The organism is Streptomyces sp. NPDC088350 (assembly GCF_044753545.1).
Lineage (GTDB): Bacteria > Actinomycetota > Actinomycetes > Streptomycetales > Streptomycetaceae > Streptomyces.
In genome coordinates, this window is sequence record NZ_JBIVNL010000003.1 from 187,839 (window position 1) to 214,096 (window position 26,258).

The following is a 26,258-nucleotide window of genomic DNA, read 5'->3' on the forward strand; positions in this document are numbered from 1 at the left end:
AAGTCGTCCCGGGCGGGTTCAGGGCGCGATGACGCCCAACAGCGCCCGCGCGCACAGGTCGCGCACCTGCTCCCGGCTCAACTCCGGGCCCCGCAGCCACTCCAGACAGACGGCGGTGGTGAAGGCCAGCCAGCCGCGCACCGCGAGCTTCACATCGGCCCGCTCCCCCAGGGCCGGCCCGAACTCGGGGTCCGCCGCCAGCGCGGCGAGGATCTGCCGCTCCTGCGCCGCCAACGCCCGCTGATAGACCCGCCGTACGGTCTGATCGCCTGCCGCGTCGGCGCGGTGGAAGGCGCGGTAGCCGTGCGCGTGGGTGTGCACGTACTCCAGATACGTGTCGAGGGCGACGGCGAGCTGCTCGCGGGCCGGTACGCCCGGCACGGCCGCCGTCATCCGCAGCATCCGCTCGCTCTCGCGCTCGACGACGGCCGCGAAGAAGTCCCGCTTGGTCGGGAAGTAGTGGTAGAGCAGGCCGCGGGAGACCCCGGCGATCTCGGCGACCTGCTCGATCCACACGTCGTCGTAGGGGCTCTCCGAGAACAACCGCGCGCCCACCGTGAGGAGTTGCTCCCGGCGCTCCTCGGTGCTGAGCCGGCGGCGCGTGCGCTCACCCTGGTTCGCGGCCATTCCCGCACTTTACTTGACGTCGGTTCAACAACGGGATCAGACTTGGACACGCTATTGAACCCACGTACAACAGGCTCGACCTGCTGGTGGACCAAGGGAGATCGCGTCATGGCGGAGACGACGACGGCGACGCCGACCGCGCTGCCGAAGGGATTCCGGGACGCCGAGCAGGGCTGGCCCCGCCTCGACCGCATCCCGCGCCCCCCACGCCGGGTCCCGTTCCTCGGGGACGTCATCGGCGCCGACCGCCGCACTCCCCTCCAGGATTCGCTCCGCTTCGCCCGGCAGCTCGGCCCGATCTTCCGCCGGAAGGCCTTCGGCAAGGAGTTCGTGTTCGTGTGGGGCGCCGACCTGGTCGCCGACATGGCGGACGAGTCGCGGTTCGCCAAGCACGTGGGCCTCGGGGTCGCGAATCTGCGGCCGGTCGCCGGGGACGGGCTGTTCACGGCGTACAACCACGAGCCCAACTGGCAGCTGGCACACGATGTCCTGGCCCCCGGCTTCAGCCGCGAGGCCATGGAGGGCTACCACCCGATGATGCTGGCCGTGGCCGAACGGCTGACCGACCACTGGGACCGGGAACTGACCGCCGGACGGTCGGTGGACGTGCCCGGTGACATGACCAAGCTGACCCTGGAGACGATCGCGCGCACCGGCTTCGGCCACGACTTCGGCTCCTTCGAACGCGACCGCCCGCACCCCTTCGTGACGTCGATGGTGGGCACGCTCGGCTACGCGCAGCGTCTCAACTCCGTGCCCGCGCCGCTGGCCCCGCTCCTCCTGCGCACCGCGACCCGCCGCAACGAGGCCGACATCGCCTACCTCAACCGCACGGTCGACGACCTCGTGCAGACCCGCCGCAGCGCGAGCGGCGACGGCGACCTGCTCGACCGGATGCTGGAGACGACCCACCCGGAGACCGGGGAGCGCCTCTCCCCGGAGAACGTCCGCCGCCAGGTCATCACCTTCCTGGTCGCCGGCCACGAGACGACCTCGGGTTCCCTGTCCTTCGCCCTGCACTACCTCGCCCGCCACCCGGACATCGCGGCCCGCGCCCGCGCCGAGGTCGACCGCGTCTGGGGCGACACGGAGGTCCCGGGCTACGACCAGGTCGCCAAGCTGCGCTATGTCCGCCGGGTGCTCGACGAGTCGCTACGGCTGTGGCCGACAGCCCCCGCGTACGCCCGCGAGGCCACCCGGGACACCGAACTGGCCGGGGTCCACCCGATGCGGCGGGGCGCCTGGGCGCTGATCCTGACGCCGATGCTGCACAGCGACCCCGAGGTGTGGGGCGCGGACGCGGAACGGTTCGACCCGGACCGCTTCGACGCCAAGGCCGTACGCTCCCGCGCCCCGCACACCTTCAAGCCGTTCGGAACGGGGGCACGGGCATGCATCGGCCGCCAGTTCGCCCTGCACGAGGCGACCCTGGTCCTGGGCCTGCTGCTGCGCCGCTACGAGCTGCGCCCCGACCCCGCGTACCGACTGCGCGTGACCGAGCGCCTGACACTGATGCCGGAGGGGCTGCGGCTGCACCTGGACCGGCGCACGGCATCCCGTCCGATGGCCACGGACCCGGACGACGGCCACCCCTCAGAGGCCCGCTGTCCAGTGCACGGGGCGGACGACTGACCCCGGCAGTCTCGTCCCGGCACTCCCCCGAGCCGAGTTGACCTGCGGCTGGGTGAGGAAGAACGCGCCGGTCAGATCGGCGTCCGTGAGATCGGCGCCCCGCAGATCGGCGCCGATCAGATCCGCACCGCGCAGGTCGGCCCCGGTGAGATCGGCGGCGATGAGACAGGCACCGCGCAGATCGGCCCGGCTCAGATCGGCGCCCTTGAGCCGGGCACCCATGAGATCGGCGCCGCGCCGGTCCTTCTTCTTCCCCTTCGCCCCGGCCCGCATCAGCTCACTGGTCCGCAGCAGCAGCACGTTGACCTCCTGCCGATGCGCGCCCACGTCCAACACGCCCAACTCGTCGGGCGTTCCGCGCGTGAGCGCGTCGGTCGTCTCCAGCGCACGACGCAACTCGCCGTGGATCGACTCGGCCGCGGGAAGGGTGAGCGCCTCGGTCAGGTACCACAGCAGTTCGTGAAGCTGTCGTACGACGGGGAACACGTCGAACATCCGACGCGACTCCGCGCGCGGGACGGTACGCCAGTCCTGGCCGGCGAAGGTGAGCTGCGAGACCTTCTGCCCGGCCCCGAAGCAGTCGTAGACCGTGCAGCCGGTGAACCCCTTCGGCCGGAGCTTCGTGTGGATTCCGCAACGGTGATCACTCTGGAGGTTCGGACACGGGGTCCCCGCGGCCTTGTCGATCGCGAAGTCCGTCGCGGCGGTGAACGGCAGCGCCACACAGCACAGCCCGAAACACCGCTCGCAGTCGCCGCGCAGGTCGGCCGGGGCCGCTATGTGATCTTCCATGCCGTTCAGCGTACTGACCCGGTCACGTCGAGGTGCCCCAGCCGGCTTCCGCGTCCCGTGTCCGTTTGCGGGGCGGGTGGGGCGGGACGACGATGGTGAGTCATGGACCCGGTCGGTGTCGCGTCCCGCAGGCTGCCGCGCATCGCGGCCCTGGTCCTGGCCGTCCTCGCCACCGCCGTCCTCAGCATCGCCGCCACGGCCCGTTCCACCGTGGTCTCACCGGGTTTCTACCGGTCCGTGCTGGACGAGCAGAAGGCCTACGACCGCCTCTACAACCAGGTACTGGTCGATCCGAAGACGGCCGCGGTCACCCGGGGGCTGCTGGCCCGGCTGCCCGTGCCGGAGGCCCAGGTCACCTCCAACCTGAAGCTGGTGCTGCCCCCGGAGACCGTCCGGGATCTCACCCAGCAGCAGATCGACGCCGTGGTGGGTTACCTGGGCGGCACGCGCGACTCGCTGAACCTCACGGTCGATCTGCGGCCGGTGCTGGCCAACCTCAACGACCTCGCCCAGATCTACTTCGGCGATCTCGTCGCCTCCGTCCAGGACCGGCCCGAGCCCGACTTCGCGCGCTTCTCGGCCGATCTGTCCGCCGCCCTGGGTGCCGTCGTCGCGGGACACGTGCCCGGCGGGCTGCCCGCTCTTCCGCTGACCGAGGCGCAGGCGGGCCAGGCGGCCGGGACACTGGTGAGCGGCCTGCCCGTCGCGGAACGGGACGCCCTGCGTCCGGCCGTCGAGGCGGCGCTGCGGGACGGGGACGTCGCGACCGTCGCCCCCGCCGTCGTGTCGGACCGGACCCGTACGGCCGCCGCTCAGCTGCGGGCTACGGTCGGCGGCGGCACCTGGAATCTCACGAACACACTCGCCGCGTCCGGCAACGACCTGGCTCCCCTGCACCGCGCCCGCACCTATACCGCCGTCGGCCTGGGCCTCGCGGAGGCCCTCGCCTCGGCGCTTCTCGTGGTCGCGCTGGTGGTGCTGTGGGGCGGCGGCGGCTCGGCACCTCCCGGCCGCCGACTCCTCCCCCTCGGCTGGTCGCTCGCGGCCGGCGGGGTGCTGGCCGGGCTCGTCGCCGTTCTGTTCCGGCTGGCCAGCGGCGGGCGGGTGATCGATCCGCCGGGTTCCTGGCCGCCGAGCCTGGCCCGGCTGGTCGACGATGTGCAGCGCACGGCCCTGGACCGGCTCACGGCCACCGCCCTGACGACCGCCCTGGTGCCCGTGCTGGCCGGTGCCCTCCTGACCGGCGTGGGCTGGGCCCTCCAGGTCCGGCCGCACGTCCCGGCGCTGCCGCGCCTCCGGTGGCTGGCCCTGGCCACGGGCGGCGCCGCCGTCGCCGGCGTCCTGCTGGTGCCGTACGCCGTCACGCCCGTCGCGTCCCGCACCTGCGAGGGCAGTGCGGAACTGTGCGACCGCTCCTACGACGAGGTCGCCTACCTCACCTCGCACAACGCGATGTCGACGACCGTCGACCGGTTCATCGGCCCGCTCCAAGACCCGGGAATCTCCGCCCAGTTGGACGACGGGGTGCGTGCCCTGCAGATCGACACCTATCGGTGGGAGCGGCCGGACGAGATCGCCGCGCGGCTCGCCGAGTCCGACTTCACCCCGGAACAGCGGAAGTTCGTCGCCGCGGCCGTCAACAAGGTCAACCCGCCGCGCGAGGGGCTGTGGCTGTGCCACTCCGTGTGCCGGGCGGGGGCGATCGCCCTGGTGCCCGCGCTGCGCGAGATCGGGGACTGGATGCGGGCCCATCCGTCCGAGGTCGTCACGCTGATCGTGCAGGACGCGATCAGCGGCGAGGACACCGAACAGGCCTTCGCGCAGGCCGGGTTGACCGACCTGGTCCACACCCCCGACCCCGATCCCGCGAAGCCGTGGCCGACCCTGGGCGACATGATCGACAGCGGGCGTCGGCTCGTCGTCTTCGCCGAGAAGGCCGACGGCCCTGCGCCCTGGTACCGGAACTTCTACGACTACGGGATGGAGACCCCGTTCGCGTTCCGTACGCCGGACGCGATGAGTTGCGTACCGCATCGCGGTGGCAGCGGCAAACGTCTGTTCCTGCTCAACCACTTCATCACCATCGACGGCGGCAGCCGTCTGGACGCGGGCAAGGTCAACTCCCGCCGGTACGTGCTCGACCGCGTCCACCGCTGCGAGCGGGAACGCGGTCGGCCGGTGAACTTCGTCGCCGTCGACTACACGACGATCGGGGACGCGGGAGCAGCCGTGGACGCGCTCAACTCCGAGCGTTGACCCGCCTGTTGCTCAATAGCGTTGCGCCTTGGCCAACTTGGGGGTCAGCACCGGCTCCGGCGGCTTGGTGCTGATGGCGACCGGCTGGGCCTTCGCGCCGGGTGCGAGGTTCTCGGCGCCGACGTAGCGGGTCTCCACCACCTTCCCCGAGGAGTCGAGGAAGTCGACCTGGACGGCGTAGGACGCCTTCTTGTCGGTCTTGTTGGTGATGGTGACGACGACGGCGAGCAGTCCGCCGGTCTGGGCGCGCGGTTTGCCGGTCATGGCGACGTCGGACATCGCGTTGCCCTGGCCCTTGACGTCCTTGAGTCGGTTCTGGGCGTCCTTGCTCGCGCGGGCCACCTCGGCCGACACGGAGGCCTCGAAGGAGGAGGCCGCGGCAGAGGCGGAGGACGCGGCGGCGGAGGCCTGGGCGCGGGCCGACGCGATCGCCGAGGAGGCCGCCGACTTCAGGGCCGACGGGGTCATCCCCGAGAAGGAGGCCTTGTCCGGGGTCGCGGTCTGCGAGCTGCTGCCGGAGCTGTTGTTGTCGTCGCCGCAGGAGACCAGCGCGACCGTGCTCGCCGCGACGACGGCGAGGACCAGGGCGGCCGGGCGGGCCCGGCGGAGTGAGGTGGTATTCATCGAAATGCACCTTATGACGGAAATTCCGATGTCACATCTCGTCGCCGCTGTCACATCCCGTCGCCGCCGCTCTCACGCCTCGTCGCGCGTGAGAGCGAGCAACCGGTCCAGGACGCGCGGGCCGCCGGCCCGTACGCCGTCGTGCTCGAACTCGTCGGTGACCCAGGTGCGCAGGCCGCGGATCGAGCGGGCGGTCCGCAGCGAGTGGGTCGCGTCGACGTACATGTCGTCGTGGTAGACGGCCGCCGCGACCGGGACCTCGTTGGCGGCGAGGCGCGCCGGGTCGTAGAGGGGCTGCCAGTCGGTGCGGGCGGCGAGGAGTTCGGCGGTGTCGCGGAGCGGGCGCAGCGCGGGGTCGCAGTCGAACATCCAGGGGTGGATGGACTCGCCGGTGAAGAGGAGGGGGCTGTCGCCCGCGAGCGTCTTGGCCGCGTCGAACTGCGGGAACTCGGCGCGGACGCGCTCCGCCGACCAGGCGGTGGGGCGGCTGTCCTGGCCGTAGACCGCCTCGTGGACGAGGGCGTAGAGGGGGTGCCCGGCGTAGGAGAGGGAGTTCTGGACCTCTTCCTGGAACGCGTCGGAGAGTTCGAAGCCCCGCGGGGTGCGCACGAAGGCGTTCTCAAGGAGGAAGTGGAGGCGGTGGCTGCCCTCGCTGCCGCCGAGCACGATGCCGAGGGACTGGAAGGCTTCGGCGGTGAGCCGGTAGCCGTTGGGGAGGACCGGCTCGTGCTGCGTCACGTACTCGGCGATGCGGCGGGCCCGGTCCACGTCCTGCGGGTAGCGGTCGTAGTGGGCGGTGACCTTGCGCTCGATGCGCGGGTAGGCGGCCCGGTAGACGTCGTCGGCGTGGGCGTCGAGGGACGGCAGGCCGCCGGTGAGGACGGCGGCACGCAGGCCTTCGGGGGCGGTGGAGAGGTAGTTCACCGCGCAGAAGCCGCCGAAGCTCTGGCCGAGGACGGTCCAGGGGGCGCCGCCGGTGAGGGCCGGGCGGATCGTCTCGCAGTCCCGGACGATCGAGTCGGCGCGGAAGTGCGTGAGGTGGTCGGCCTGTTCGGCGGGACCGCCGCGCAGCGGAAGCGTCTGCCGGGTGAGCGGGGTGGAGTGGCCGGTGCCGCGCTGGTCGAGGAGGAGCACCCGGAATTCGTCCAGAGCCCGGCCGAGCCAGGCCTGCCTGCCGACGAAACGATTCGCCCCGAATCCTGGTCCGCCCTGGAGGTAGACCAGCCACGGGAGGTCCTCCCGGTCCGCCTTGTCGCTCGCGACGGCCTCACGGGCGTAGAGCTCGATGGTCTCGCCCGTGGGGTCCTCGTGGTCGAGGGGCACGGTGAAGTGGCGGTCGGTGAGGACGACGCCGGGCTGGCGGTAGCTGACGGACAACGGTGCTCCTGGGACGGACGGGAAGACGGGCCGCGTCACAGTTCAGCACATGTGCGTCCGATATCCGACCCCCTGGATCATGAAATCCTACTGACCGGTGGGTCAGCGGGCGGCGAGGCTGGAGCGGCGCACCACCAGTTCCGGCTGGAGCACGACCCGCCGGTGTTCGTGCGGCCGGGCCGTCGTGTCCGCCTCCGCCTCGGTCTCCTCCAGGAGCAGTTCGGCGGCCAGGGCACCCATGGTGACGGCGGGCTGGCGGACCGAGGTGAGCGGTACGGCGGCGGCAGCGGCGAACTCGATGTCGTCGTAACCGACGATCGCGAGGTCGTCGGGGACGCCGACCCCGGCCGCGTACATGGCCTGGAGCACGCCGAGGGCGAGGAGGTCGTTGGCGCAGAAGACGGCCGTGGGGCGGTCGGCGAGGCCCAGCAGACGGGCGCCGGCGTCCCGCCCGGCGGCCACGTCGAGCCGGTCGGTGGGCAGCTCGCGCAGCGCGTCGGGGTCGAGACCGGCCTCGGCGAGCGCGTTCTTGGCGCCGGTACGGCGGTCCCGCACCTGGTTGAAACCGGGCGGCCCGCTGACGTACGCGATCGAGCGGTGACCGGCGTCGACCAGGTGCCGCACGGCGAGCGCGCCGCCCGCGACGTCGTCGACGGAGACCGAGCACTCGGTGGTGCCCTCGGCGACGCGGTCGACGAGCACGAAGGGGATGCCGTGCCGGCGGAACGACTCTATGTTCCGTCCGGTCGCGTCGGCCGGGGTCAACAGCACGCCCCGCACCCGCTGTTCGGCGAAGAGCGACAGGTACTCGGCCTCCTCGCCGGGGCTCTGCGCGCTGTTGCAGACCATCACGCCGAGCCCGGACTCGCGCGCGGCCCGCTCGGCGCCGCGGGCCACGTCCACGAAGAACGGGTTGCCCATGTCCAGGACGAGCAGCCCCATGATGCGGCTGCGGCCCGCGCGCAGCTGGCGCGCGGACTCGCTGCGGACGTAGCCGAGGCGGTCGATCGCGGACAGCACCCGGGCCCGGGTCTCCGTGGCGACGGTGTCCGGGCGGTTGATGACGTTCGAGACCGTGCCGACGGAGACTCCGGCGGCGCGGGCGACGTCCTTGATACCCACCGGCTGGGCCATCAGGCGGAGACCTCCAGGGTGACGTGGGGCGGCGGGAAGACCTTCACATTACCGTCATGACCTTTGCCGACTCCGGCCACCGTCCCGGTCACGCGGGCAGGGCGAAGTCGACGACGTGGAGTGCCGAGGGGGTCGTACCGCTCGACTTCTCCTGGTACATGAACGACAGCACGTTGTCCGCCTTCACCCGCGGCTCGTCGATGACGACCTCACCGAACGCGTTCAGGTCGCTCCCGTCGTACAGCAGCGCCCAGTCGGAGTACCCGGAGGACTTCGAGGCGGCGGCGACACGGCCGTAGGGCAGGACCGCGTAGGCGTTGTCGTACTTGTCCAGGACCAGCTTGGTGCGCTGGCTGGAGTCGAGGGCGATCGGGATCTCGGTCTTCTGCCAGGTGCCCGACGCGTTCTTGCGGACGTGGAAGGCCCGGCCGTTCGCGGTGCGGTCGGTGACGTAGTCGGTGGTGCACTGGCCGAAGCGGCCGGGGACATAGCTGATGATCGCGTGCGGGAGGCCGGTGGAGTCGGTGGACTGGCTCTCCTGGTTCATCAGGGAGTGGTCGGGGTTGAGCGAGTCGACGACGAGTCCGGCGTCCGTGACGGCCACCGTGTCCGAACTGCCTGTCGTCCCTACGGCGGTTCCGGCGTCGTTGCGCCAACTGCGGCCCCGGTCGGTCGAGTAGACGTAGCCGGTGTCGTGGTTGGTGATGCCCCCGCTGCTGCACATCACGGCGGCGGACTGCTCGCGCCAGGTGAAGAAGGAGTGCAGACGGCCGTTGACGTCGTAGTCGATGCCGTGGAGGTACATGTTGCGGGCGGTGCTGGAGCCGTGGGTGCTGGTGTAGGTGCCGGTCGAGCTGGTCCACTCCCCCAGCGCGGTCCAGGTCGAACCGTCGTACTCGGCAAGGGCGTTGCGGCCGTTGCCGGAGATCCCGACGCGGTAGCTGAGCTGCAGCTTGCCTTCGGGGGTGGCGATGAACTGGGGGTAGGTGAACTGCGAGGTGAGCGCCACACCGTCCAGCGAGGTCTGTACGGCGCCGAGGACGGCCGAAGTCCAGGCGGTGGACGCCGGGTTGTCGAGGAGGCCGGCGACCGACCTGACGTAGAAGAAGCCGTCGCTGTGGGAGTCCATGTTGAGGTGCAGGCGGCCGTCGACCTTGGAGACTCCCATCGAGATGACGTTGTGGGAGTCGTCGCTCTTGAGGGTGTGGGAGAGGGTGATCTGCGACCAGGTGGTGGCGCCGAGGAGCCGGCGGGCGACGACGGCGTTCTTGGTGGACGTGTACCAGGCCGCGTACTGGTAGCCCTTGTAGGTCAACAGGCCGTTCTTCTGGAACGAGTTGTTGTTGACGAGGCCGTCGTAGGAGACGAAGTAGACGGCCTGGGCGTCGAGTTGGGTGGTGTTCTTCTTGGTGACGGACGGGCCGGGGTCGGCCGCCCGTGCGATGCCCGGCGTTGCCACGGCCGCCAGTACGGCGGTCGTGAGCACGGCGCGTCTTCTCATGTGAGCAGCTCCTGTGGGGGGATCACGCGAGGTGGAAGACCTCGGTGAGGGGCTTCATCGCTTCGTCGGGACGGGCGCCGTCCAGGGACTCGAAGAACGGCGCCATGTCCGCCTGCCAGCGGGAGTTGATGTCGGTGGCTTCCATGCCGGCCTGGGCGGCGGCGAAGTCCTCGGTCTCCAAGTAGCCGACCAGCAGGCCGTCTTCACGCAGGAAGAGCGAGTAGTTGTGCCAGCCGGTGGCCGAGAGCGCGTCGAGCATCTCGGGCCACACGGCGGCGTGCCGCTCACGGTACTCGTCGAGGCGGTCCGCCCGGACCTTCAGCAGGAAGCACACGCGTTGCATCAACACCCCTGTATCTACTAGAAGTTGAACTGGTCGATGTTCTTCGCGTCGAACACGGTCGGCTTGCCGAGGCTGATCACGCCGTCCTTGCCGATGGTGTACGACGTCCCGCCGGCCGTGAAGGTCTCGCCCTCCTTGCCGGTGATCTGCCCCGACGCCAGCGCCACCGCCGTCTGCGCGGCGAGGGCGCCGAGCTTCGCCGGGTCCCACAGCTCGAAGCCGTCGACGGTGCCGTTCTTGACGTACTTGCGCATGTCGTTGGGGGTGCCGAGGCCGGTCAGCTTGACCTTGCCCTTGTACTTGGAACCGGACAGGTACTGGGCGGCGGCCTTGATGCCGACGGTGGTCGGGGAGATGATCCCCTTCAGGTTCGGGTGCTCCTGGAGGAGGCCCTGGGTCTGCTGGAAGGACTGCTGGGCGTCGTCGTTGCCGTAGGCGACCTTGACCAGCTTGATGTTCTTGTACTTCGGGTCCTTCAGCTCCTCCTTCATGAAGCCGATCCAGGTGTTCTGGTTCGTCGCGGTCTGCGCGGCCGACAGGATCGCGATCTCGCCCTTGTAGCCGATCTGCTGGGCGAGCAGCTGCACCTCGGTACGGCCGAGGTCCTCGGCGCTGGCCTGCGAGACGAAGGCGTTGCGGCAGTCGGGGTTGGTGTCGGAGTCGTAGGTGACGACCTTGATCTTGTTGCTCATCGCCTGCTTGAGCGCGGTGCACAGGGCGCCCGGGTCCTGCGCGGACACGGCGATCGCGTTCACCTGCTGCTGGGTGAGCGTGTTGACGTAACTCACCTGTCCCGCGGTGTCGGTGGCGCTCGTCGTGCCCACCTCCTTGTACTTCTCGCCCAGTTCGGTGAGCGCCTTCTCGCCGCCCTTGTCGGACGTGGTGAAGTACGGGTTGTTGACCGCCTTGGGCAGGAAGCCGACGGTGAGCCCCTTCTTGAGTGCGGCATTCGGGTCCGCCTTGCCCCCGGTGACGGCCGACCCGGTGCTCTCGGCCTTCACATCCTTCTTGGTGGTACCACCGCAGGCGGTGGCGACGAGGGTGAGCGAAGTGACGGCGACGACGGCCGCAAGGGCACGACGAAGGGATGTTTTGCGCATGGCACGGGGTCCTTTGATACGAGGGTGAGCGGAAGCGCCCTAAAGGGGCGCGGAGAACTGCGCGACCAGCCACAACGGGCCCGCAGACGCAATACGACCTATCCAGTGGAACGAGCCGCGGCCCTGGCCACAGAGATCTGCTGAGCAACCCGAGGGCCAAGCACCGAAACAACAAGCAGCACACCGGTGACGACAATCTGCGACTGCGCCGAAACATTCAGCAGACTCATCACGTTCTGCAGGGCACCGAGAAGAAACACCCCGGCGACCGCACCTCCCAACGTCCCCTTTCCACCGTCGAAATCGATACCGCCGAGCAACACCGCTGCCACGACGGACAGTTCGAGCCCGGTCGCGTTGTCATACCGAGCACTGGCGTAGTGCAGCGCCCAGAAGATCCCGGTCAGGGAGGCCATCAACCCCGTCACCGTGAACAGGATCAACTTCTGCCGCCGAACCCGGATACCGGCAAACCGCGCCGCTTCCACATTCGCCCCGATCGCGAACAACGACCGCCCGAACGGCGTCGCATGCAGCACGACCACGGCAATCGCGAGCAGCACGAGGAAGGGCAGAAACGCCTGCGGCAAGAACGTGCCCCCAAGCCGCCCCGCCGCGAAGTCCAGGTACTGCGTGGGAAAGTCGGTCACCGCGTCCGAACCGAGCACGATCTGCGCGATACCCCGGTACGCGGCGAGCGTGCCGATGGTGACAGCGAGGGACGGCAGCCCAAGGCGGGTCACCAACAGCCCGTTGACCAGTCCGCAGGCCACACCCAGCAGCAGGCAGATCGGGATGATCGTCTCGATCGCCATGCCGTCGTTCCACAGTTTGCCCATCACCGCGCCCGACAGGCCGGCCGTGGAGGCGACCGACAGGTCGATCTCGCCGGCGACGACCAGCAGGGTCATCGGGAGCGCGATCAGTGCGATGGGAAGGGTGTTGCCGATCAGGAACGACAGGTTCAGCGCGTTGCCGAAGCCGTCCACGAAGGAGAAGGAGAACAGCAGCAGGACGATCAGAAGGGCGCCGACCACCGTGTCCCAGCGGATCGCGCGCGTCAACGACTCAGGCATGGCGGGCGTTCCTCTTCTTCAGTGCGGTGGCCACGCGCAGGGCGACGATCCGGTCGACGGCGATGGCGAGGATGAGCAGGATGCCGTTGATGGCGAGCACCCAGACGGAACTGACGCCGAGGGCGGGCAGCACGCTGTTGATGGAGGTCAGCAGGAGTGCGCCGAGGGCCGCGCCGTAGACGCTGCCGGAGCCGCCGGTGAAGACCACGCCACCGACGACCACCGCGCTGACGACGGTGAGTTCGTAGCCGGTGCCGGTGCCGGAGTCGACGTTGCCGAAGCGGGCCAGGTACATCGCGCCGGCGAGTCCGGCGAGTCCGCCGCAGAAGGTGTACGCGGCGAGGATCCGCCTGCGGACGGGGATGCCGGCGAGCCGGGCGGCCTCGGGGTTGGAGCCGAGCGCGTACAACTCCCGCCCGCTGCCGAAGTGTTTGAGGTAGTAGGCGGTGACGATCAGTACGGCGAGCGCGATCAGCGCCAGCCAGGGCACCGCCGAGAGCCCGCCGGAGCCGAAGTCCACGAATCCGCCCGGGAGATCGGCGGCCGTGATCTGCCGTGAGCCGACCCAGATGGAGTCGACGCCCCGGATGATGTAGAGCGTGCCGAGCGTGACGACCAGCGCGGGCACCTGCCCCAGACTGACCAACAGCCCGTTGACCAGGCCGAGTCCGATGCCGAGCAGTACCGCCAGCAGGATCGCGATGACAGCGTTGCCGCCGCCCTGGAGGTAGGTGCCGGTGGCGAAGGCGGTGATGCCGAGCGTGGAGCCGACCGACAGGTCGACGTTGCGGGTGATGACGACCAGCGACTGGCCGGTGGCGACCAGCACCAGGATGGTCGCGTTGAGGAGCAGGTCCTTGATGCCCTGCTCGGACAGGAACTGGCTGTTGCCCGCCTGGGTGATGCCGATCATCACCAGGAAGACGACCAGGATGGCGAGTTCGCGCATCTTGAAGACACGGTCGACGAGGCGGGTGCCGCTCGACTCGGGAACTTCGGCGGCGGGCGCGGGATTGGGAGCCGTAACCGTCATGCGGCGGCCCTCCCGGTGGCTGCGGCCATCACGGTTTCCTCGGTGGCTTCGGAACGGGGGATCTCGGCGGTGAGGCGGCCCTCGTGCATCACCAGCACGCGGTCGGCCATGCCGAGGATCTCGGGCAGATCGGAGGAGATCATCAGGACGGCGACCCCGTCGGCGGCCAACTGGCTGAGCAGCCGGTGCACTTCGGCCTTCGTCCCGACATCGATGCCACGGGTCGGCTCGTCGACGATCAGCACCTTGGGGCCGGTGGCAAGCCACTTGGCGAGCACGACCTTCTGCTGGTTGCCGCCGGAGAGAGTGTTGACGGTGTCGGCGATCCGCGCGTACTTGACGTGCAGCTTCACCGCCCAGTCGAGGGAGCGGCTGCGCTCGGCGCCGCGATCGACCAGGCCCGCCTTGACGGTCGTACGCAACCCGGTCAGGCCGATGTTGCGCTCGATCGACATGTTCATCACGAGGCCCTGGGCCCGGCGGTCCTCGGGGACGAGGGCGAGGCCCGCGGCCATCGCGGTCGAGGGGGCGCCGTTCGTCAGCGACCTGCCGTCGACCTCGACCCCGCCGGCGTCCCACCGGTCGATGCCGAAGACCGCTCGCGCCACCTCGGTACGGCCGGCGCCGACGAGCCCGGCGAGACCGACGATCTCGCCGCGCCGTACGTCGAAGGACACGTCGGTGAAGACACCTTCGCGGGTCAACCGCTTGACGCTCAGGGCGACTTCGCCGGGTTCGACGTCCTGCTTGGGGTACAGCTCGTCCAGATCGCGGCCGACCATGCGGCGTACGAGATCGTCCTCGGTCATTCCCTCGATCGGCTCGCTGGAGATCAGGGCGCCGTCGCGCAGGGTGGTGACGCGCCGGCAGATCTGGAAGATCTCCTCCAGGCGGTGCGAGATGAACAGGACGGCGGCGCCCTGTTCGCGCAGGGTGCGGACCACCCCGAAGAGGCGGGCCACCTCACTGCCGGTGAGGGCGGCCGTCGGCTCGTCCATGATCAGGACACGGGCGTCGAAGGAGAGCGCCTTGGCGATCTCCACGATCTGCTGGTCCGCGATGGACAGACCGCGCGCCGGGCGGTCCGGGTCCAGCTCGACACCGAGCCGCTTCATGAGGTCGGCGGTCGCCGCGTGCGTGGCCTTGTGGTCGATACGGCCCAGCGCGCGGCGGGGCTGGCGGCCCATGAAGATGTTCTCGGCGATCGAAAGGTCGGGGAAGAGGGTCGGTTCCTGGTAGATCACGGCGATTCCCGCGTCGCGGGCGTCGCCGGGGCCGTGGAAGAGGACGGGCGCGCCGTCGAGCAGCACCTGGCCGGCGTCGGGCCGGTGCACACCGGCGAGGGTCTTGATGAGCGTGGACTTGCCCGCGCCGTTCTCACCGGCGAGTGCGTGCACCTCACCGGGGAAGAGTTCGAGGGACACGTCCCGCAGGGCGCGCACCGCGCCGAAGGACTTGGAGATGCCCTTGAGCGCGAGCACCGGGGCCGGACCCGCGTCTGACGGGTGGGTCATGAGGGGCTCCTCGACGACGCCGGCGGGCGGGCCCTCACAGCGTCGTGAAAGGTTTCAACTTGGTTGCCGGGACGTTAGGCGCGCCAGCCTTGTCACGTCAATGGGTCCGCGTCGAAAAACTTTCGATAGCCAAAGGTCACGTTGGAGTCACGGAGCACAGGCTTCGCCGTAGGGCTTGACACCCCTTCGGGAGGCTCATAGCTTCCCTCTCTGAATCGTTTCATACACACGTCGTTCCGTCGCACGTCACAGGAGCCCTCAAGTGACCGATCTCGCCGCGGTGAAGGCCGCTCTCAGGACCCAGGCAGTCGAGACGCCGTCGTGGGCGTACGGGAACTCGGGGACCCGGTTCAAGGTGTTCGCCCAGGAGGGCGTGCCGCGTACTCCGCAGGAGAAGCTGGAGGACGCCGCCAAGGTCCACGAGTTCACCGGCGTGGCGCCGACGGTGGCCCTGCACATTCCCTGGGACCGGGTCGACGACTTCGGGGCGCTGGCCAAGTTCGCGGACGACCACGGGCTGAAGCTCGGCGCGATCAACTCCAACACCTTCCAGGACGACGACTACCGGCTCGGCAGCGTCTGCCATCCCGAGGCGGCGGTGCGGCGCAAGGCGCTGGATCATCTGCTGGAGTGCGTCGACATCATGGACGCGACGGGCTCCGCCGATCTGAAGCTCTGGTTCGCCGACGGGACGAACTACCCGGGGCAGGACGATCTGAGCGCCCGGCAGGATCGGCTGGCGGAGGCGCTCGCGGCGGTGTACGAGCGGCTCGGGGACGGGCAGCGGATGCTGCTGGAGTACAAGTTCTTCGAGCCGGCGTTCTACGCGACGGACGTGCCCGACTGGGGGACGGCGTACGCGCACTGCCTGAAGCTCGGACCGAAGGCGCAGGTCGTGGTCGACACCGGGCATCACGCTCCCGGCACCAATATCGAGTTCATCGTCGCGACGCTGCTGCGGGAGGGGAAGCTCGGAGCGTTCGACTTCAACTCCCGGTTCTACGCGGACGACGATCTGATGGTGGGGGCGGCTGATCCCTTCCAGTTGTTCCGGATCATGTACGAGGTGATCCGGGGTGGGGGGTTCACGGCGGATGTCGCGTTCATGCTGGACCAGTGTCACAACATCGAGGCGAAGATTCCGGCGATCATCCGGTCGGTGATGAACGTGCAGGAAGCGACGGCCAAGGCGTTGCTCGTGGACCGGGGTGCGTTGGGGGCGGCGCAGCGGGCCGGGGATGTGCTGGAAGCCAACGCCGTGTTGATGGACGCGTACAACACGGATGTGCGGCCGTTGCTGCGGGAGCTGCGCGAGGAGCAGGGGCTCGCCCCTGACCCGATTGCCGCGTATCGCTCCAGCGGGTGGCAGGAGCGGATTGTTGCTGAGCGGGTTGGGGGGCGGCAGGCGGGGTGGGGCGCCTAAGCGTCTGCCTGGATCTGTTGCCATGCGGGGTGCGGGCCGGTTGTGGCTGGCCGCGCCCACGCGGCGGAGCCGCACATCGATGCAGCCCCGCGCCCCTAGGGAAATGCATTCACCTCTCTCGTAAGGAACCGAAAGTCATGGCACCGCACCCCGAAGCCGCCTCTCTCCTCGCTCGCTCACATCGACTCGGCGGTGATCCCCGCAACACCAACTACGCCGGCGGGAACGCGTCCGCCAAGGGCACCGGCACCGATCCCGTCACCGGCGGCGACGTCGAGTTGATGTGGGTCAAGGGGTCCGGTGGTGACCTTGGGACGCTCACCGAATCCGGACTCGCCGTGCTGCGGCTCGACCGGATGCGGGCGCTCGTCGATGTGTATCCGGGGGTTGAGCGCGAGGACGAGATGGTGGCCGCGTTCGACTACTGCCTGCATGGGAAGGGGGGTGCGGCGCCCTCCATCGACACCGCCATGCATGGGCTTGTGGACGCGGCTCATGTCGATCATCTGCACCCCGACTCGGGGATCGCGCTCGCGTGCGCCGCCGACGGGGAGAAGCTGACCGCCGAGTGTTTCGGTGACACGGTGGTGTGGGTGCCGTGGCGGCGGCCCGGGTTTCAGCTGGGGCTGGACATCGCAGCCGTGAAGGAGGCCAATCCGCAGGCCATCGGGTGTGTGCTCGGGGGGCATGGAATCACGGCGTGGGGTGCGAGTTCCGAGGAGTGCGCGCATAATTCGCTGCACATCATCCGCACCGCCGAGGCCTTTCTCGTCGAGCGCGGGAAGGCGGAACCCTTCGGGCCCGTCGTCGAGGGCTACGGTGCGCCGGCCGACGGTGTGCGGCGGGAGCGGGCCGCCGCTCTCGCGCCGTACGTCCGTGCCGTCGCCTCTCAAGACCGGCCGCAGGTCGGGCACTTCACCGATTCCGAGGTCGTGCTCGACTTCCTCGCACGGGCCGAGCACCCCCGGCTCGCCGCGCTGGGTACCTCCTGCCCCGACCACTTCCTGCGGACCAAGGTCAGGCCGCTGGTTCTCGATCTGCCGCCGACCGCTCCGCTGGACGAGGTGATCGCGCGGCTGAAGGAGCTGCACGCCGCCTACCGCGAGGAGTACGCCGCCTACTACCAGCGGCACGCCCTGCCCGACTCCCCCGCGATGCGCGGCGCCGACCCGGCGATCGTGCTGATCCCGGGCGTGGGCATGTTCTCCTTCGGCAAGGACAAGCAGACCGCGCGCGTGGCCGGCGAGTTCTACGTCAACGCCATCAACGTGATGCGCGGCGCCGAGGCCGTGTCGGCGTATGCGCCGATCGAGGAGTCGGAGAAGTTCCGCATCGAGTACTGGGCCCTGGAAGAGGCCAAGTTGCAGCGGATGCCGAAGCCCAAGCCGCTCGCCACCCGGGTCGCGCTCGTCACGGGTGCGGGGAGTGGGATCGGGAAGGCGATCGCGCGGCGGCTCGTCGACGAGGGGGCGTGTGTCGTCGTCGCCGATCTCAACTCCGAGAGCGCGCAGGCCGTTTCGGAGGAGTTGGGCGGGCCCGACAAGGCCGTCGCCGTCACCGTCGACGTGACCTCCGAAGAGCAGATCGCCGACGCCTTCAAGGCCGCCCTGCTCGCCTTCGGCGGGGTCGATCTCGTCGTCAACAACGCCGGGATCTCCATCTCCAAGCCCCTGCTGGAGACTTCGGCACGGGACTGGGATCTTCAGCACGACATCATGGCCCGCGGATCGTTCCTCGTCTCGCGTGAGGCCGCCCGGGCGATGATCGCTCAGGGACTCGGCGGCGACATCCTCTACATCGCCTCCAAGAACGCCGTGTTCGCCGGCCCCAACAACATCGCCTACTCGGCGACCAAGGCCGACCAGGCCCACCAAGTACGCCTGCTCGCCGCCGAGTTGGGCGAGCACGGCATCCGGGTCAACGGGATCAACCCGGACGGTGTCGTACGCGGCTCGGGCATCTTCGCCGGCGGCTGGGGCGCTCAGCGGGCGGCCACCTACGGGATCGAGGAGGAGAAGCTCGGCGAGTTCTACGCCCAACGCACCATCCTCAAGCGGGAAGTGCTGCCGGAGCATGTCGCCAACGCCGTCTTCGCCCTCACCGGTGGGGACTTGACGCACACCACCGGGCTGCACGTCCCGGTCGACGCCGGCGTTGCAGCCGCCTTCCTTCGGTGAGCACCGGTATGAAGGCGTACGCCGCGGTCGACCTCGGCGCGTCCAGCGGGCGCGTCATGGTCGGCCATGTCGGGCCCGACACCCTGGAGTTGACGGAGGCTCACCGCTTCCCCAACCGGCCCGTCCGCACTCCCGAGGGACTGCGCTGGGACATCCTCGCCCTCTACGCCGGAGTCCTCGACGGGCTGCGGGTGAGTGGTCACGTGGATTCCGTCGGCATCGACAGTTGGGCCGTGGACTATGGCCTGTTGGACGCGGACGGGGCGCTGCTGGGCAATCCCGTGCACTACCGGGACGCCCGCACGGAGGGGGTCGCCGAGAAGGTGTGGGCGACTGTGCCGGCGGGTGAGCTGTACGCGTCGACCGGGTTGCAGTACGCGCCGTTCAACACGTTGTACCAGCTGACAGCGGCCCGCGATTCGGCTCAACTCGCCTGTGCCGAGCGCCTGTTGCTCATCCCCGATCTGCTCTCGTACTGGCTCACCGGGGAGCAGGGCACCGAGCTGACCAACGCCTCCACCACCCAGCTCATCGATCCCCGGACGCGCGACTGGTCCTACGACATCGCCTCCCGCCTCGGCATCGACCTCGCCCTGTTCGCGCCTCTGCGACAGCCGGGTGATCCGGCGGGGGTGCTGCGGGCCGAGGTGCTGGAGGAGACGGGGCTGCGCGGGCCCGTGCCGGTGACGGCGGTCGGGTCGCACGACACCGCGTCCGCTGTCGCCGCCGTCCCGGCCGTGGAGGAGCGGTTCGCCTACATCTGCACCGGCACCTGGTCCCTGGCGGGGCTGGAGCTGGCCGCGCCGGTGCTGACCGAGGCGAGCCGGGCCGCCAACTTCACCAACGAGCTGGGGCTGGACGGCACGGTCCGCTATCTGCGCAACATCATGGGGCTGTGGCTGCTCCAGGAGTGTGTACGGGCCTGGGGCGAGCCGGAGTTGGGCGAACTGCTGCGCCAGGCGGCCAGGGTTCCGGCCCTGCGATCGGTCGTGGACGCGGGTGACGCGGCGTTCCTGGCGCCGGGGCGGATGCCGCAGCGGATCGCCGACGCGTGCCGAGCCTCGGGGCAACCGGTACCCGACACCCCGGCCGAAGTCACCCGTTGCATCCTCGACTCGCTCGCGCTCGCCCATCGGCGGGCGGTCAACGACGCCCAGGACCTCGCCGGCCATCCCGTCGACGTCGTGCACATCGTCGGGGGCGGTACCCGCAACGCACTGCTGTGCCAACTCACCGCCGACGCCTGCGGGTTGCCGGTGGTGGCCGGGCCCACCGAAGCCGCCGCCCTCGGTAATGTGCTCGTCCAGGCTCGGGCCCACGGGCTCGTGGGTGATCTGGCCGGTATGCGGGGGCTCCTCGCCCGTACCCAGCCGTCGACCCGTTACGAGCCTCAGGGTGGCACCGCCCGGTGGCGGGCGGCGGAGGCCCGGCTCGCCGCGCGGTGAGTGGGGGGGCTCCCCCAGAGCGTGACCTCCGACTACGCTGCACTCATCCGATGATCGACCACCAAGGAGCCGCGATGCGAGTCGCCCTGTTCCTGACTTGCGTCAACGACACACTCTATCCGGACACCGGGCGCGCCGTGGTGAAACTGCTGACCAGACTGGGCGTCGAGGTCGACTTCCCGATGGCGCAGACCTGCTGCGGCCAGGCGCACTACAACACCGGCTACCGCCATGAGGCCGAGCCCCTCGCCCGGCATTTCTCCGATGTCTTCGGGGAGTACGAGGCGATCGTCACGCCCTCCGGGTCCTGCGGGGCGATGGTGCGGGAACTGTATCCCCGGATGGGGGAAAGGGCCCGGGCGGAGGGGCGCGGGGACACCCTCGCGGCCACGCTGGCGCCCGTGGTGCCGAAGACGTACGAGCTGACCGAGTTCCTCGTGGACGTACTCGGAGTGACGGACGTCGGCGCCTGCTACCCGCACAAGGTGACCTACCACCCCACCTGTCACGGGCTGCGCAGCCTGGGGCTCGGCGAGCGGCCACTGAAGCTCCTCCGGGCCGTCAAGGGGCTGGAGTTGGTCGAACTGCCCGGCGCCGACGAGTGCTGTGGCTTCGGCGGGACGTTCGCCGTGAAGAACGCCGACGTCTCCGCCGCGATGGGTGCCGACAAGGTGCGCAACGCCGAGTCGACGGGCGCCGAGGTGCTGTGCGCGGCGGACAACTCCTGCCTCATGCACATCGGCGGCACGATGGCCCGGCTCCACACCGACATGCGGCCGGTGCACATCGCGGAGATCCTGGCCGCCACCGAAGCAGAAGGCGGCAGGGAAACGGAAGCCACCACGGAAGAGGAGTCACGCGCATGAGCGGCACGTTCGTCGGTATGCCCGCGTTCCCCGCCTTCCCCGTGGCCGCGCACGAGGCCGTCAACAACCAGACCCTGCGCGGAAATCTGCGCCACGCCACCCACACCATCCGCGCCAAACGGGCCAAGGCCGTGGCGGAACTGCCCGACTGGGCGGCCCTGCGCGAGGCCGGCAAGCAGATCAAGGACCACACTCTCCGCCATCTCGACCGCTATCTCGTCCAGTTGGAGGAATCGGTGACGGCCGCCGGCGGCATCGTCCACTGGGCCGCCGACGCGGACGAGGCCAATCTCATCGTCACCCAACTCGTCAAGGAGACGGGCGAGTCGGAGGTCGTCAAGGTCAAGTCGATGGCCACGCAGGAGATCGGGCTCAACGAGGCCCTGGAGGCGGAAGGCATCCGCGCCTACGAGACCGATCTCGCCGAACTCATCGTCCAGTTGGGCAAGGACCGCCCCTCGCACATCCTCGTCCCCGCCATCCACCGCAACCGCGGGGAGATCCGCGAGATCTTCGCCCGGGAGATGAGCGAGTGGGGCCGCCCGGCACCGGAAGGTCTGACCGACACACCCGCCGAACTCGCCGAGGCCGCCCGGCTCCACCTCCGCGAGAAGTTCCTGCGCGCCAAAGTCGGCATCTCCGGCGCCAACTTCATGGTCGCCGACACCGGCACCCTCGTCGTCGTCGAGTCCGAGGGCAACGGCCGCATGTGCCTCACCCTCCCCGAGACGCTGATCTCGGTCGTCGGCATCGAGAAGATCGTGCCCACCTGGCGGGATCTGGAGGTGTTCCTGCAGACCCTCCCCCGCTCCTCCACGGCCGAGCGCATGAACCCGTACACCAGCATGTGGACGGGTACGACCGACGGCGACGGACCGCGCGTCTTCCACCTGGTCCTCCTCGACAACGGCCGCACCGACACCCTCGCCGACGAGGTCGGCCGCCAGGCCCTGCGCTGCATCCGCTGCTCCGCCTGCCTCAACGTCTGCCCGGTGTACGAGCGGGCCGGCGGTCACGCCTACGGCTCCGTCTACCCGGGGCCCATCGGCGCCATCCTCAGCCCCCAACTCCGGGGCACGGCAAGCGAGATCGACGCCTCGCTGCCGTACGCCTCGTCGCTGTGCGGTGCCTGCTACGAGGTGTGCCCGGTCGCCATCGACATCCCCGAGGTGCTGGTGCATCTGCGGGAGCGGGTGGTGGAGGGCGGGCCGGTGACCCGCGAGGGCAACAAGGTCGTCCTGCAACCCGCCAAGGGGCATGCCGCCGAACGCGCGGCGATGCGCGCGGCACGCTGGACGTTCACCCACCCCGGCGCCCTGCGCACCGGCCAGCGACTCGCCTCCCGCACCCGCCGCTTCCATCCCCGGACACTGCCCGGACCCGGCAGGGCATGGAGCGGCACCCGGGATCTGCCCGCCGTACCCGCGGAGCCGTTCCGTGACTGGTGGCAGCGCACGCACGGCGGAAAGGACGGCGCCAAGTGAGCAGCAGGGAACGGATCCTGGGCCGCGTGGAGCGCGCGCTCGCGGACGTGGCACGGGACGACACGCCTTACGACCAGGCCGTCGAACGCGGCTATCTGCACGAGCACGGGGACCGGAGCGTCGCCGAGACCGTGGACCTCCTCGCCGAGAACCTGGCCGACTACCGGGCCCTCGTACACCGCTGCACGGAGGCCGAACTCACCGCCGTGATCGCCGGGTTGCTCGCCCAGCGGGGTTCCAGGACGGTCGTCGTGCCGCCGGGTCTGGACCCTTCCTGGCTCGCGACCTCCGACGTCGAGCAGATCGCGGACCGGGCCGAGACCACCCCGCACGAACTGGACCGGATCGACAGCGTGGTCACCGCCTGCGCGGTGGCCGCCGCCGAGACCGGCACCCTCGTCCTCGACGGCGGCCCGGACCAGGGCCGCCGCCGGATCACACTCGTCCCCGACCACCACATCTGCGTCGTACGAGTGCCGGAGCAGGTGGTTTCCTCGATCCCTCAGGCTCTCCAACGCCTCGATCCGGCACGCCCGTTGACCTGGATCTCAGGTCCCTCCGCGACCAGCGACATCGAGCTGGACCGGGTCGAGGGGGTGCACGGTCCCCGCACGCTGGAGGTGGTGCTGGTGAGCGGTCACACGAGCGGGGAGGTCAACTCGTAGCGCCCCGAGGGGAGTTCGAAGGACGCGGTGCCGTTCGCGCAGTCCAGGAGTGCGACGCCCGGTACCTCGGCCAGTGGCCCTCCGTCCTCGTGGACGGTCGACGGGTCGGTGGCGGGGATGCGCAGGGTCGCCGTGCTGTTGGCGGGGACGACCGCCCGGTACGTCAACTTCCCGTCCCGCGCGGTCCATTCGCTGACGATCTCGCCGTAGGGCGAGACGTGCGAGCCGCTCACCTGTGTGATCCGTCCGGTGGGGTCGACGTGCGGGCGGAGGAAGAAGTGCTTGAAGCCCGGGTGTTCGGGGTCCTTCGCGATGCCGGCCATGCTCTCGTACATCCACTCCATGATCGCGCCGTAGGAGTAGTGGTTGAAGGAGTTCATGTCGACCGGCCCGAAGCCGTGCTCCTTCGAGTACGAGTTCCAGCGCTCCCAGACCGTGGTGGCGCCGTTGGCCACCGAGTACAGCCAGGACGGCATCGCGTTCTGGTGGAGGAGCTGGTACGCGAGGTCGACGCGGCCCTCGTCGGTGAGGACGGGGGCGATGACGTTCACGCCGAGGAAGCCCACGGAGAGGGTGTTCTCGGCGTACTGCGCGCGGGTGCTGTCGGGGTGGGCCGCCTTGTAGGCAGGGCTGTTGCCGATGTTGTCGGCGAGCAGGGTGACCAGTTGGCGGTGCTGGAACTCCGTGTCGTAGAAGCCGAGTTTGAGGATCCAGAGCAGGGCGGTCTGGGTGTCGTCCTCGGTCTTGCCGGCGGTGTTGCCGGGGGTGTGGGGTGGTGGGTCGCCAAGACTCGATCGGACCGTCAGTTGTCCGGTGAGGGCGTCGGTGGCGAGGTACTTGGTGACGAAGGCTCGTTTGATGCGGGTGAACAGCCGCTCATAGGCGGCTGTTTCGGCGGTGCGGCCGGTGGCGCGGGCCATGTCGGCCATGAGGCGGGCGCTGTAGCCGTAGTAGACGTCGCTGATGAGCTGGGTGCTGGTGATCTGGAAGGCGAGCCAGTCGCCGAAGACCGCGCCCTGGCCGGAGTGGGTGTCGCCGGTGCGCTGCCGGATCCAGTCGAGGTACTGGGTCATCGCCTCCCAACTGCGGTCGATGATCGTGGTGTCGCCGGACATCTGCCACACCGTCCACGGCACGACCACCCCGCAGTCCGCCCAGCCGCTGGCCGGGAGCGGCCCGCCGTAGCGGTGGCCGGGGGCGACCCAGGGGAACTGGGCCTTTCCCGCACCGTAGGTGTGCTGTGAGTCGATCAACGTGTCCTGGAAGTGGCTGAGGAAGGTGACCGCATCGGCGTTGTACAGGCCGGTGTGGGAGAAGAGCTGGGTGTCGCCGGTCCAGCCGAGGCGTTCGTCGCGCTGGGGGCAGTCGGTGGGGATCCACAGGTAGTTGCCGCGCTGGCCCCAACGGACGTTGCTGATCAGCTGGTTGACGGCGGTGTCGTCGGTGGTGACGGTGCCGATGTCGCGGAGAGCGGAGGTGGCCACGCGGCCCGCGAGGTCGACGAGGGTCACGGTCTCGGTCGTGGTGACGGAGACGTACCGGAATCCGTAGAAGGTCAGCGAGTCCTGGTGGGTCTCGCCGGCGGGGTCGCCCTTGAGGACGTAGGTGCTGGTGGCCTCGGCGGTGCGCAGGTTCGCGCGGTAGACCGAGCCGGCGGGTCCGTCGGCGCCCGCGCTGTCGTCGTTGAGCATCTCCCCCGGTTTGAAGGCGACTTGGGCGCCCGCCGTGCCGCGCAGGGTGTAGCGGGGCACGCCGACGAGGTTCTGGCCGAGGTCGATGACGGCGGTGTCGCCGGGGTGCAGGGTGACGGAGACGGTGGCGGCCCGCTCGGGATCGGTGACCGTGCGGACGGGGTCGACGACGATACTGCCCCTGCCGTTCGCGCTGTTCTCCTGGTCCGTGACTCCCGTGTAGACGGTGACGGAGTGCGGCCTGCGGTCCCAGCCGGGCATCAGGCGGGCGCTCTCGCCGGGGTAGGCGACCAACCGGGCGTCGGGGAAGGGGTCTTGGGCCTCGACGGCGGACCAGGCCGAGGTGTCGTAGCCGTTCGCCGTCCAGCCGGGGAGTTCCTGGCGGGCGTCGTAGAACTGGCCGTCGTAGATGTCGTCGGCGCGGTAGGGGCCGGTGTCCGTGGCTCGCCAGTCGTCGCCGGGGGCGGTGACGATCGTCTGCGTGGTGCCGTCGGCGTACCGGATCAGGAGTTTCGCCTTGAGGGCGAGGGAGTTGCCGTCGGCCGACCAGTAGGCGCTGTTCTCGGAGATGCGGCCGTTGTACCAGCCGTTGCCGAGGACGGCGGCGAGGGTGACCTGTGTCGGGTCCGTCAGCAGGTGGGTGACGTCGTAGGTGAAGTAGTTGACGGTGGTGTCGTAGTTGGTCCAGCCGGGGGTCAGCAACTCGTGGGTCGTGCCGTCGCCTTGAGGCACAACGACGCGTTGGCCGTTGACGTAGGCGTCGTACACGCCGAGTGCGGACAGGTAGAGGCGGGCCTCGCTCACCCGGCCGCCGGTCAGTGTCGTCTGGTGACGCAGGAGGGGTGCGCCGGGGGTGTTCGGCCGTTTGCCGGCCATGGCGATCCACTGGGCGCCGTCCCAGCCGGTGACTCCGTCGGTGCTGAGCAGGCCGGTCTCGAAGAAGGCGGTCGGGGCGGCGTGGACGGCCCGGCCCTGCTCGTCCCACACCGTCACCGTCCAGTGGTAGCGGGTCGAGGCACGCAGTTCGGGGCCGGAGTAGCGCACGGCGACCGAGTCCGCCGAGTCGACGCGGCCACTGTCCCAGACGTCGGCCCGGCCGTCGGCGAGCTGCTCGGGCGAGGACGCGATCCGGATCCGGTACGCGGTCTGGTGCCGGCCCCGGGCCGCGGATGTCGTGCGCCAGCCGAATCGCGGGTGTGCCGCGTCCATGCCGAGCGGGTCGGTGCGGTGTTCCGCGGTCAGGCCCGACACCGTGGTGCGGGAGCCGGTTCCTCCGGAGCCGTTCGCTGCTGCCATCGCCGCGGGGACGACGCTCAGGGCCGCCGTGGTGAGCACCGTGCGGCGGCGCAGCCTTCCGGTGCGGGCGGTCGCGTCGACTCCGTCGTTCATGCCGCTGTCCCTTCGGCCCGCCGGGAGATGGAGGTGCCCCGCATCATTTCAGGGTCGGCATGTGCGCGTCACGAAACCGGTGGGACGCCGTTGAAGGGCGGTGCGGGAC

At 69.9% G+C, this 26,258-nt stretch carries 20 protein-coding genes; 8 read left to right on the plus strand and 12 right to left on the minus strand.

Annotated elements, in window-relative coordinates; translation table 11 throughout:
- Positions 1–18 precede the first annotated feature (18 nt).
- On the minus strand, positions 19–627 hold the full coding sequence (locus ACIQBL_RS10750) for a TetR/AcrR family transcriptional regulator (protein WP_401939301.1): 609 nt from the start codon (positions 625–627) through the stop codon (positions 19–21).
- Positions 628–735: 108 nt separating this feature from the next.
- Between ACIQBL_RS10750 and ACIQBL_RS10755 the strand changes: the two genes are divergently transcribed.
- Positions 736–2,259, plus strand: coding sequence for a cytochrome P450 (locus ACIQBL_RS10755; protein WP_401939303.1), 1,524 nt, complete (start codon positions 736–738; stop codon positions 2,257–2,259).
- Here ACIQBL_RS10755 and ACIQBL_RS10760 read toward each other — a convergent pair.
- The gene (locus ACIQBL_RS10760; RefSeq protein ID WP_401939306.1) at positions 2,221–3,051 is read right to left on the minus strand and encodes a pentapeptide repeat-containing protein; all 831 of its coding nucleotides are present in this window, start codon (positions 3,049–3,051) and stop codon (positions 2,221–2,223) included. The two genes, ACIQBL_RS10755 and ACIQBL_RS10760, sit on opposite strands and share 39 nt — an antisense overlap.
- A 102-nt stretch (positions 3,052–3,153) precedes the next feature.
- Here ACIQBL_RS10760 and ACIQBL_RS10765 point away from each other — a divergent pair, with 102 nt between their 5' ends.
- Positions 3,154–5,307 carry a hypothetical protein gene (locus ACIQBL_RS10765; RefSeq protein WP_401939307.1) on the plus strand — a complete coding sequence of 718 codons (2,154 nt, stop codon included), beginning with the start codon at positions 3,154–3,156 and terminating at the stop codon, positions 5,305–5,307.
- Between the two features lie 12 nt (positions 5,308–5,319).
- Here the strand turns inward: ACIQBL_RS10765 and ACIQBL_RS10770 are convergent, their stop codons facing one another.
- From ACIQBL_RS10770 to ACIQBL_RS10810, 9 genes are all read right to left on the minus strand, one after another.
- Positions 5,320–5,931, minus strand: coding sequence for an FxLYD domain-containing protein (locus ACIQBL_RS10770; RefSeq protein ID WP_401939310.1), 612 nt, complete (start codon positions 5,929–5,931; stop codon positions 5,320–5,322).
- Positions 5,932–6,003: 72 nt separating this feature from the next.
- A complete protein-coding gene (locus tag ACIQBL_RS10775; RefSeq protein ID WP_401939312.1) occupies positions 6,004–7,308 on the minus strand; it encodes an alpha/beta fold hydrolase in 1,305 nt (434 codons plus the stop codon).
- Positions 7,309–7,410: 102 nt separating this feature from the next.
- Positions 7,411–8,442 (minus strand): LacI family DNA-binding transcriptional regulator, encoded by a 1,032-nt coding sequence (locus ACIQBL_RS10780; RefSeq protein ID WP_401939314.1) that lies wholly within the window; start codon positions 8,440–8,442, stop codon positions 7,411–7,413.
- An 88-nt stretch (positions 8,443–8,530) separates the two neighbouring features.
- Positions 8,531–9,943, minus strand: coding sequence for a BNR repeat-containing protein (locus ACIQBL_RS10785; protein ID WP_401939316.1), 1,413 nt, complete (start codon positions 9,941–9,943; stop codon positions 8,531–8,533).
- Positions 9,944–9,965: 22 nt separating this feature from the next.
- Positions 9,966–10,286 carry an L-rhamnose mutarotase gene (locus ACIQBL_RS10790; RefSeq protein WP_401939317.1) on the minus strand — a complete coding sequence of 107 codons (321 nt, stop codon included), beginning with the start codon at positions 10,284–10,286 and terminating at the stop codon, positions 9,966–9,968.
- Positions 10,287–10,303: 17 nt separating this feature from the next.
- Positions 10,304–11,386, minus strand: coding sequence for a rhamnose ABC transporter substrate-binding protein (gene rhaS / locus ACIQBL_RS10795; RefSeq protein ID WP_401939319.1), 1,083 nt, complete (start codon positions 11,384–11,386; stop codon positions 10,304–10,306).
- Positions 11,387–11,484: 98 nt separating this feature from the next.
- On the minus strand, positions 11,485–12,462 hold the full coding sequence (locus ACIQBL_RS10800) for an ABC transporter permease (protein WP_401939320.1): 978 nt from the start codon (positions 12,460–12,462) through the stop codon (positions 11,485–11,487).
- The gene (locus ACIQBL_RS10805) at positions 12,455–13,495 is read right to left on the minus strand and encodes an ABC transporter permease (protein ID WP_401939322.1); all 1,041 of its coding nucleotides are present in this window, start codon (positions 13,493–13,495) and stop codon (positions 12,455–12,457) included. The genes ACIQBL_RS10800 and ACIQBL_RS10805 overlap by 8 nt, the downstream gene beginning before the upstream one ends.
- Entirely contained in the window at positions 13,492–15,009 is a 1,518-nt protein-coding gene (locus ACIQBL_RS10810) for a sugar ABC transporter ATP-binding protein (protein ID WP_401939325.1), read from the minus strand. Before ACIQBL_RS10810 ends, ACIQBL_RS10805 begins: the two co-directional genes overlap by 4 nt.
- A gap of 262 nt (positions 15,010–15,271) precedes the next feature.
- On the opposite strand from ACIQBL_RS10810, the gene rhaI reads away from it, so the two are divergent.
- From rhaI to ACIQBL_RS10840, 6 genes are all read left to right on the plus strand, one after another.
- The gene (gene rhaI, locus ACIQBL_RS10815) at positions 15,272–16,432 is read left to right on the plus strand and encodes an L-rhamnose isomerase (protein WP_401939327.1); all 1,161 of its coding nucleotides are present in this window, start codon (positions 15,272–15,274) and stop codon (positions 16,430–16,432) included.
- 137 nt (positions 16,433–16,569) lie between these two features.
- Positions 16,570–18,609, plus strand: coding sequence for a bifunctional aldolase/short-chain dehydrogenase (locus ACIQBL_RS10820; protein WP_401939329.1), 2,040 nt, complete (start codon positions 16,570–16,572; stop codon positions 18,607–18,609).
- An 8-nt stretch (positions 18,610–18,617) separates the two neighbouring features.
- Complete coding sequence (locus ACIQBL_RS10825) at positions 18,618–20,054, plus strand: rhamnulokinase family protein (RefSeq protein WP_401940683.1); 1,437 nt, start codon at positions 18,618–18,620, stop codon at positions 20,052–20,054.
- 74 nt (positions 20,055–20,128) lie between these two features.
- Positions 20,129–20,920: a (Fe-S)-binding protein gene (locus tag ACIQBL_RS10830; RefSeq protein WP_401939331.1), complete on the plus strand. Its 792-nt coding sequence runs from the start codon at positions 20,129–20,131 to the stop codon at positions 20,918–20,920.
- A complete protein-coding gene (locus tag ACIQBL_RS10835) occupies positions 20,917–22,404 on the plus strand; it encodes a LutB/LldF family L-lactate oxidation iron-sulfur protein (protein ID WP_401939332.1) in 1,488 nt (495 codons plus the stop codon). The genes ACIQBL_RS10830 and ACIQBL_RS10835 overlap by 4 nt, the downstream gene beginning before the upstream one ends.
- Positions 22,401–23,069: a lactate utilization protein C gene (locus ACIQBL_RS10840; RefSeq protein WP_401939335.1), complete on the plus strand. Its 669-nt coding sequence runs from the start codon at positions 22,401–22,403 to the stop codon at positions 23,067–23,069. The genes ACIQBL_RS10835 and ACIQBL_RS10840 overlap by 4 nt, the downstream gene beginning before the upstream one ends.
- Here the strand turns inward: ACIQBL_RS10840 and ACIQBL_RS10845 are convergent.
- A complete protein-coding gene (locus ACIQBL_RS10845) occupies positions 23,042–26,149 on the minus strand; it encodes a family 78 glycoside hydrolase catalytic domain (RefSeq protein WP_401939338.1) in 3,108 nt (1,035 codons plus the stop codon). The genes ACIQBL_RS10840 and ACIQBL_RS10845 overlap by 28 nt on opposite strands.
- Positions 26,150–26,258 lie beyond the last annotated feature (109 nt).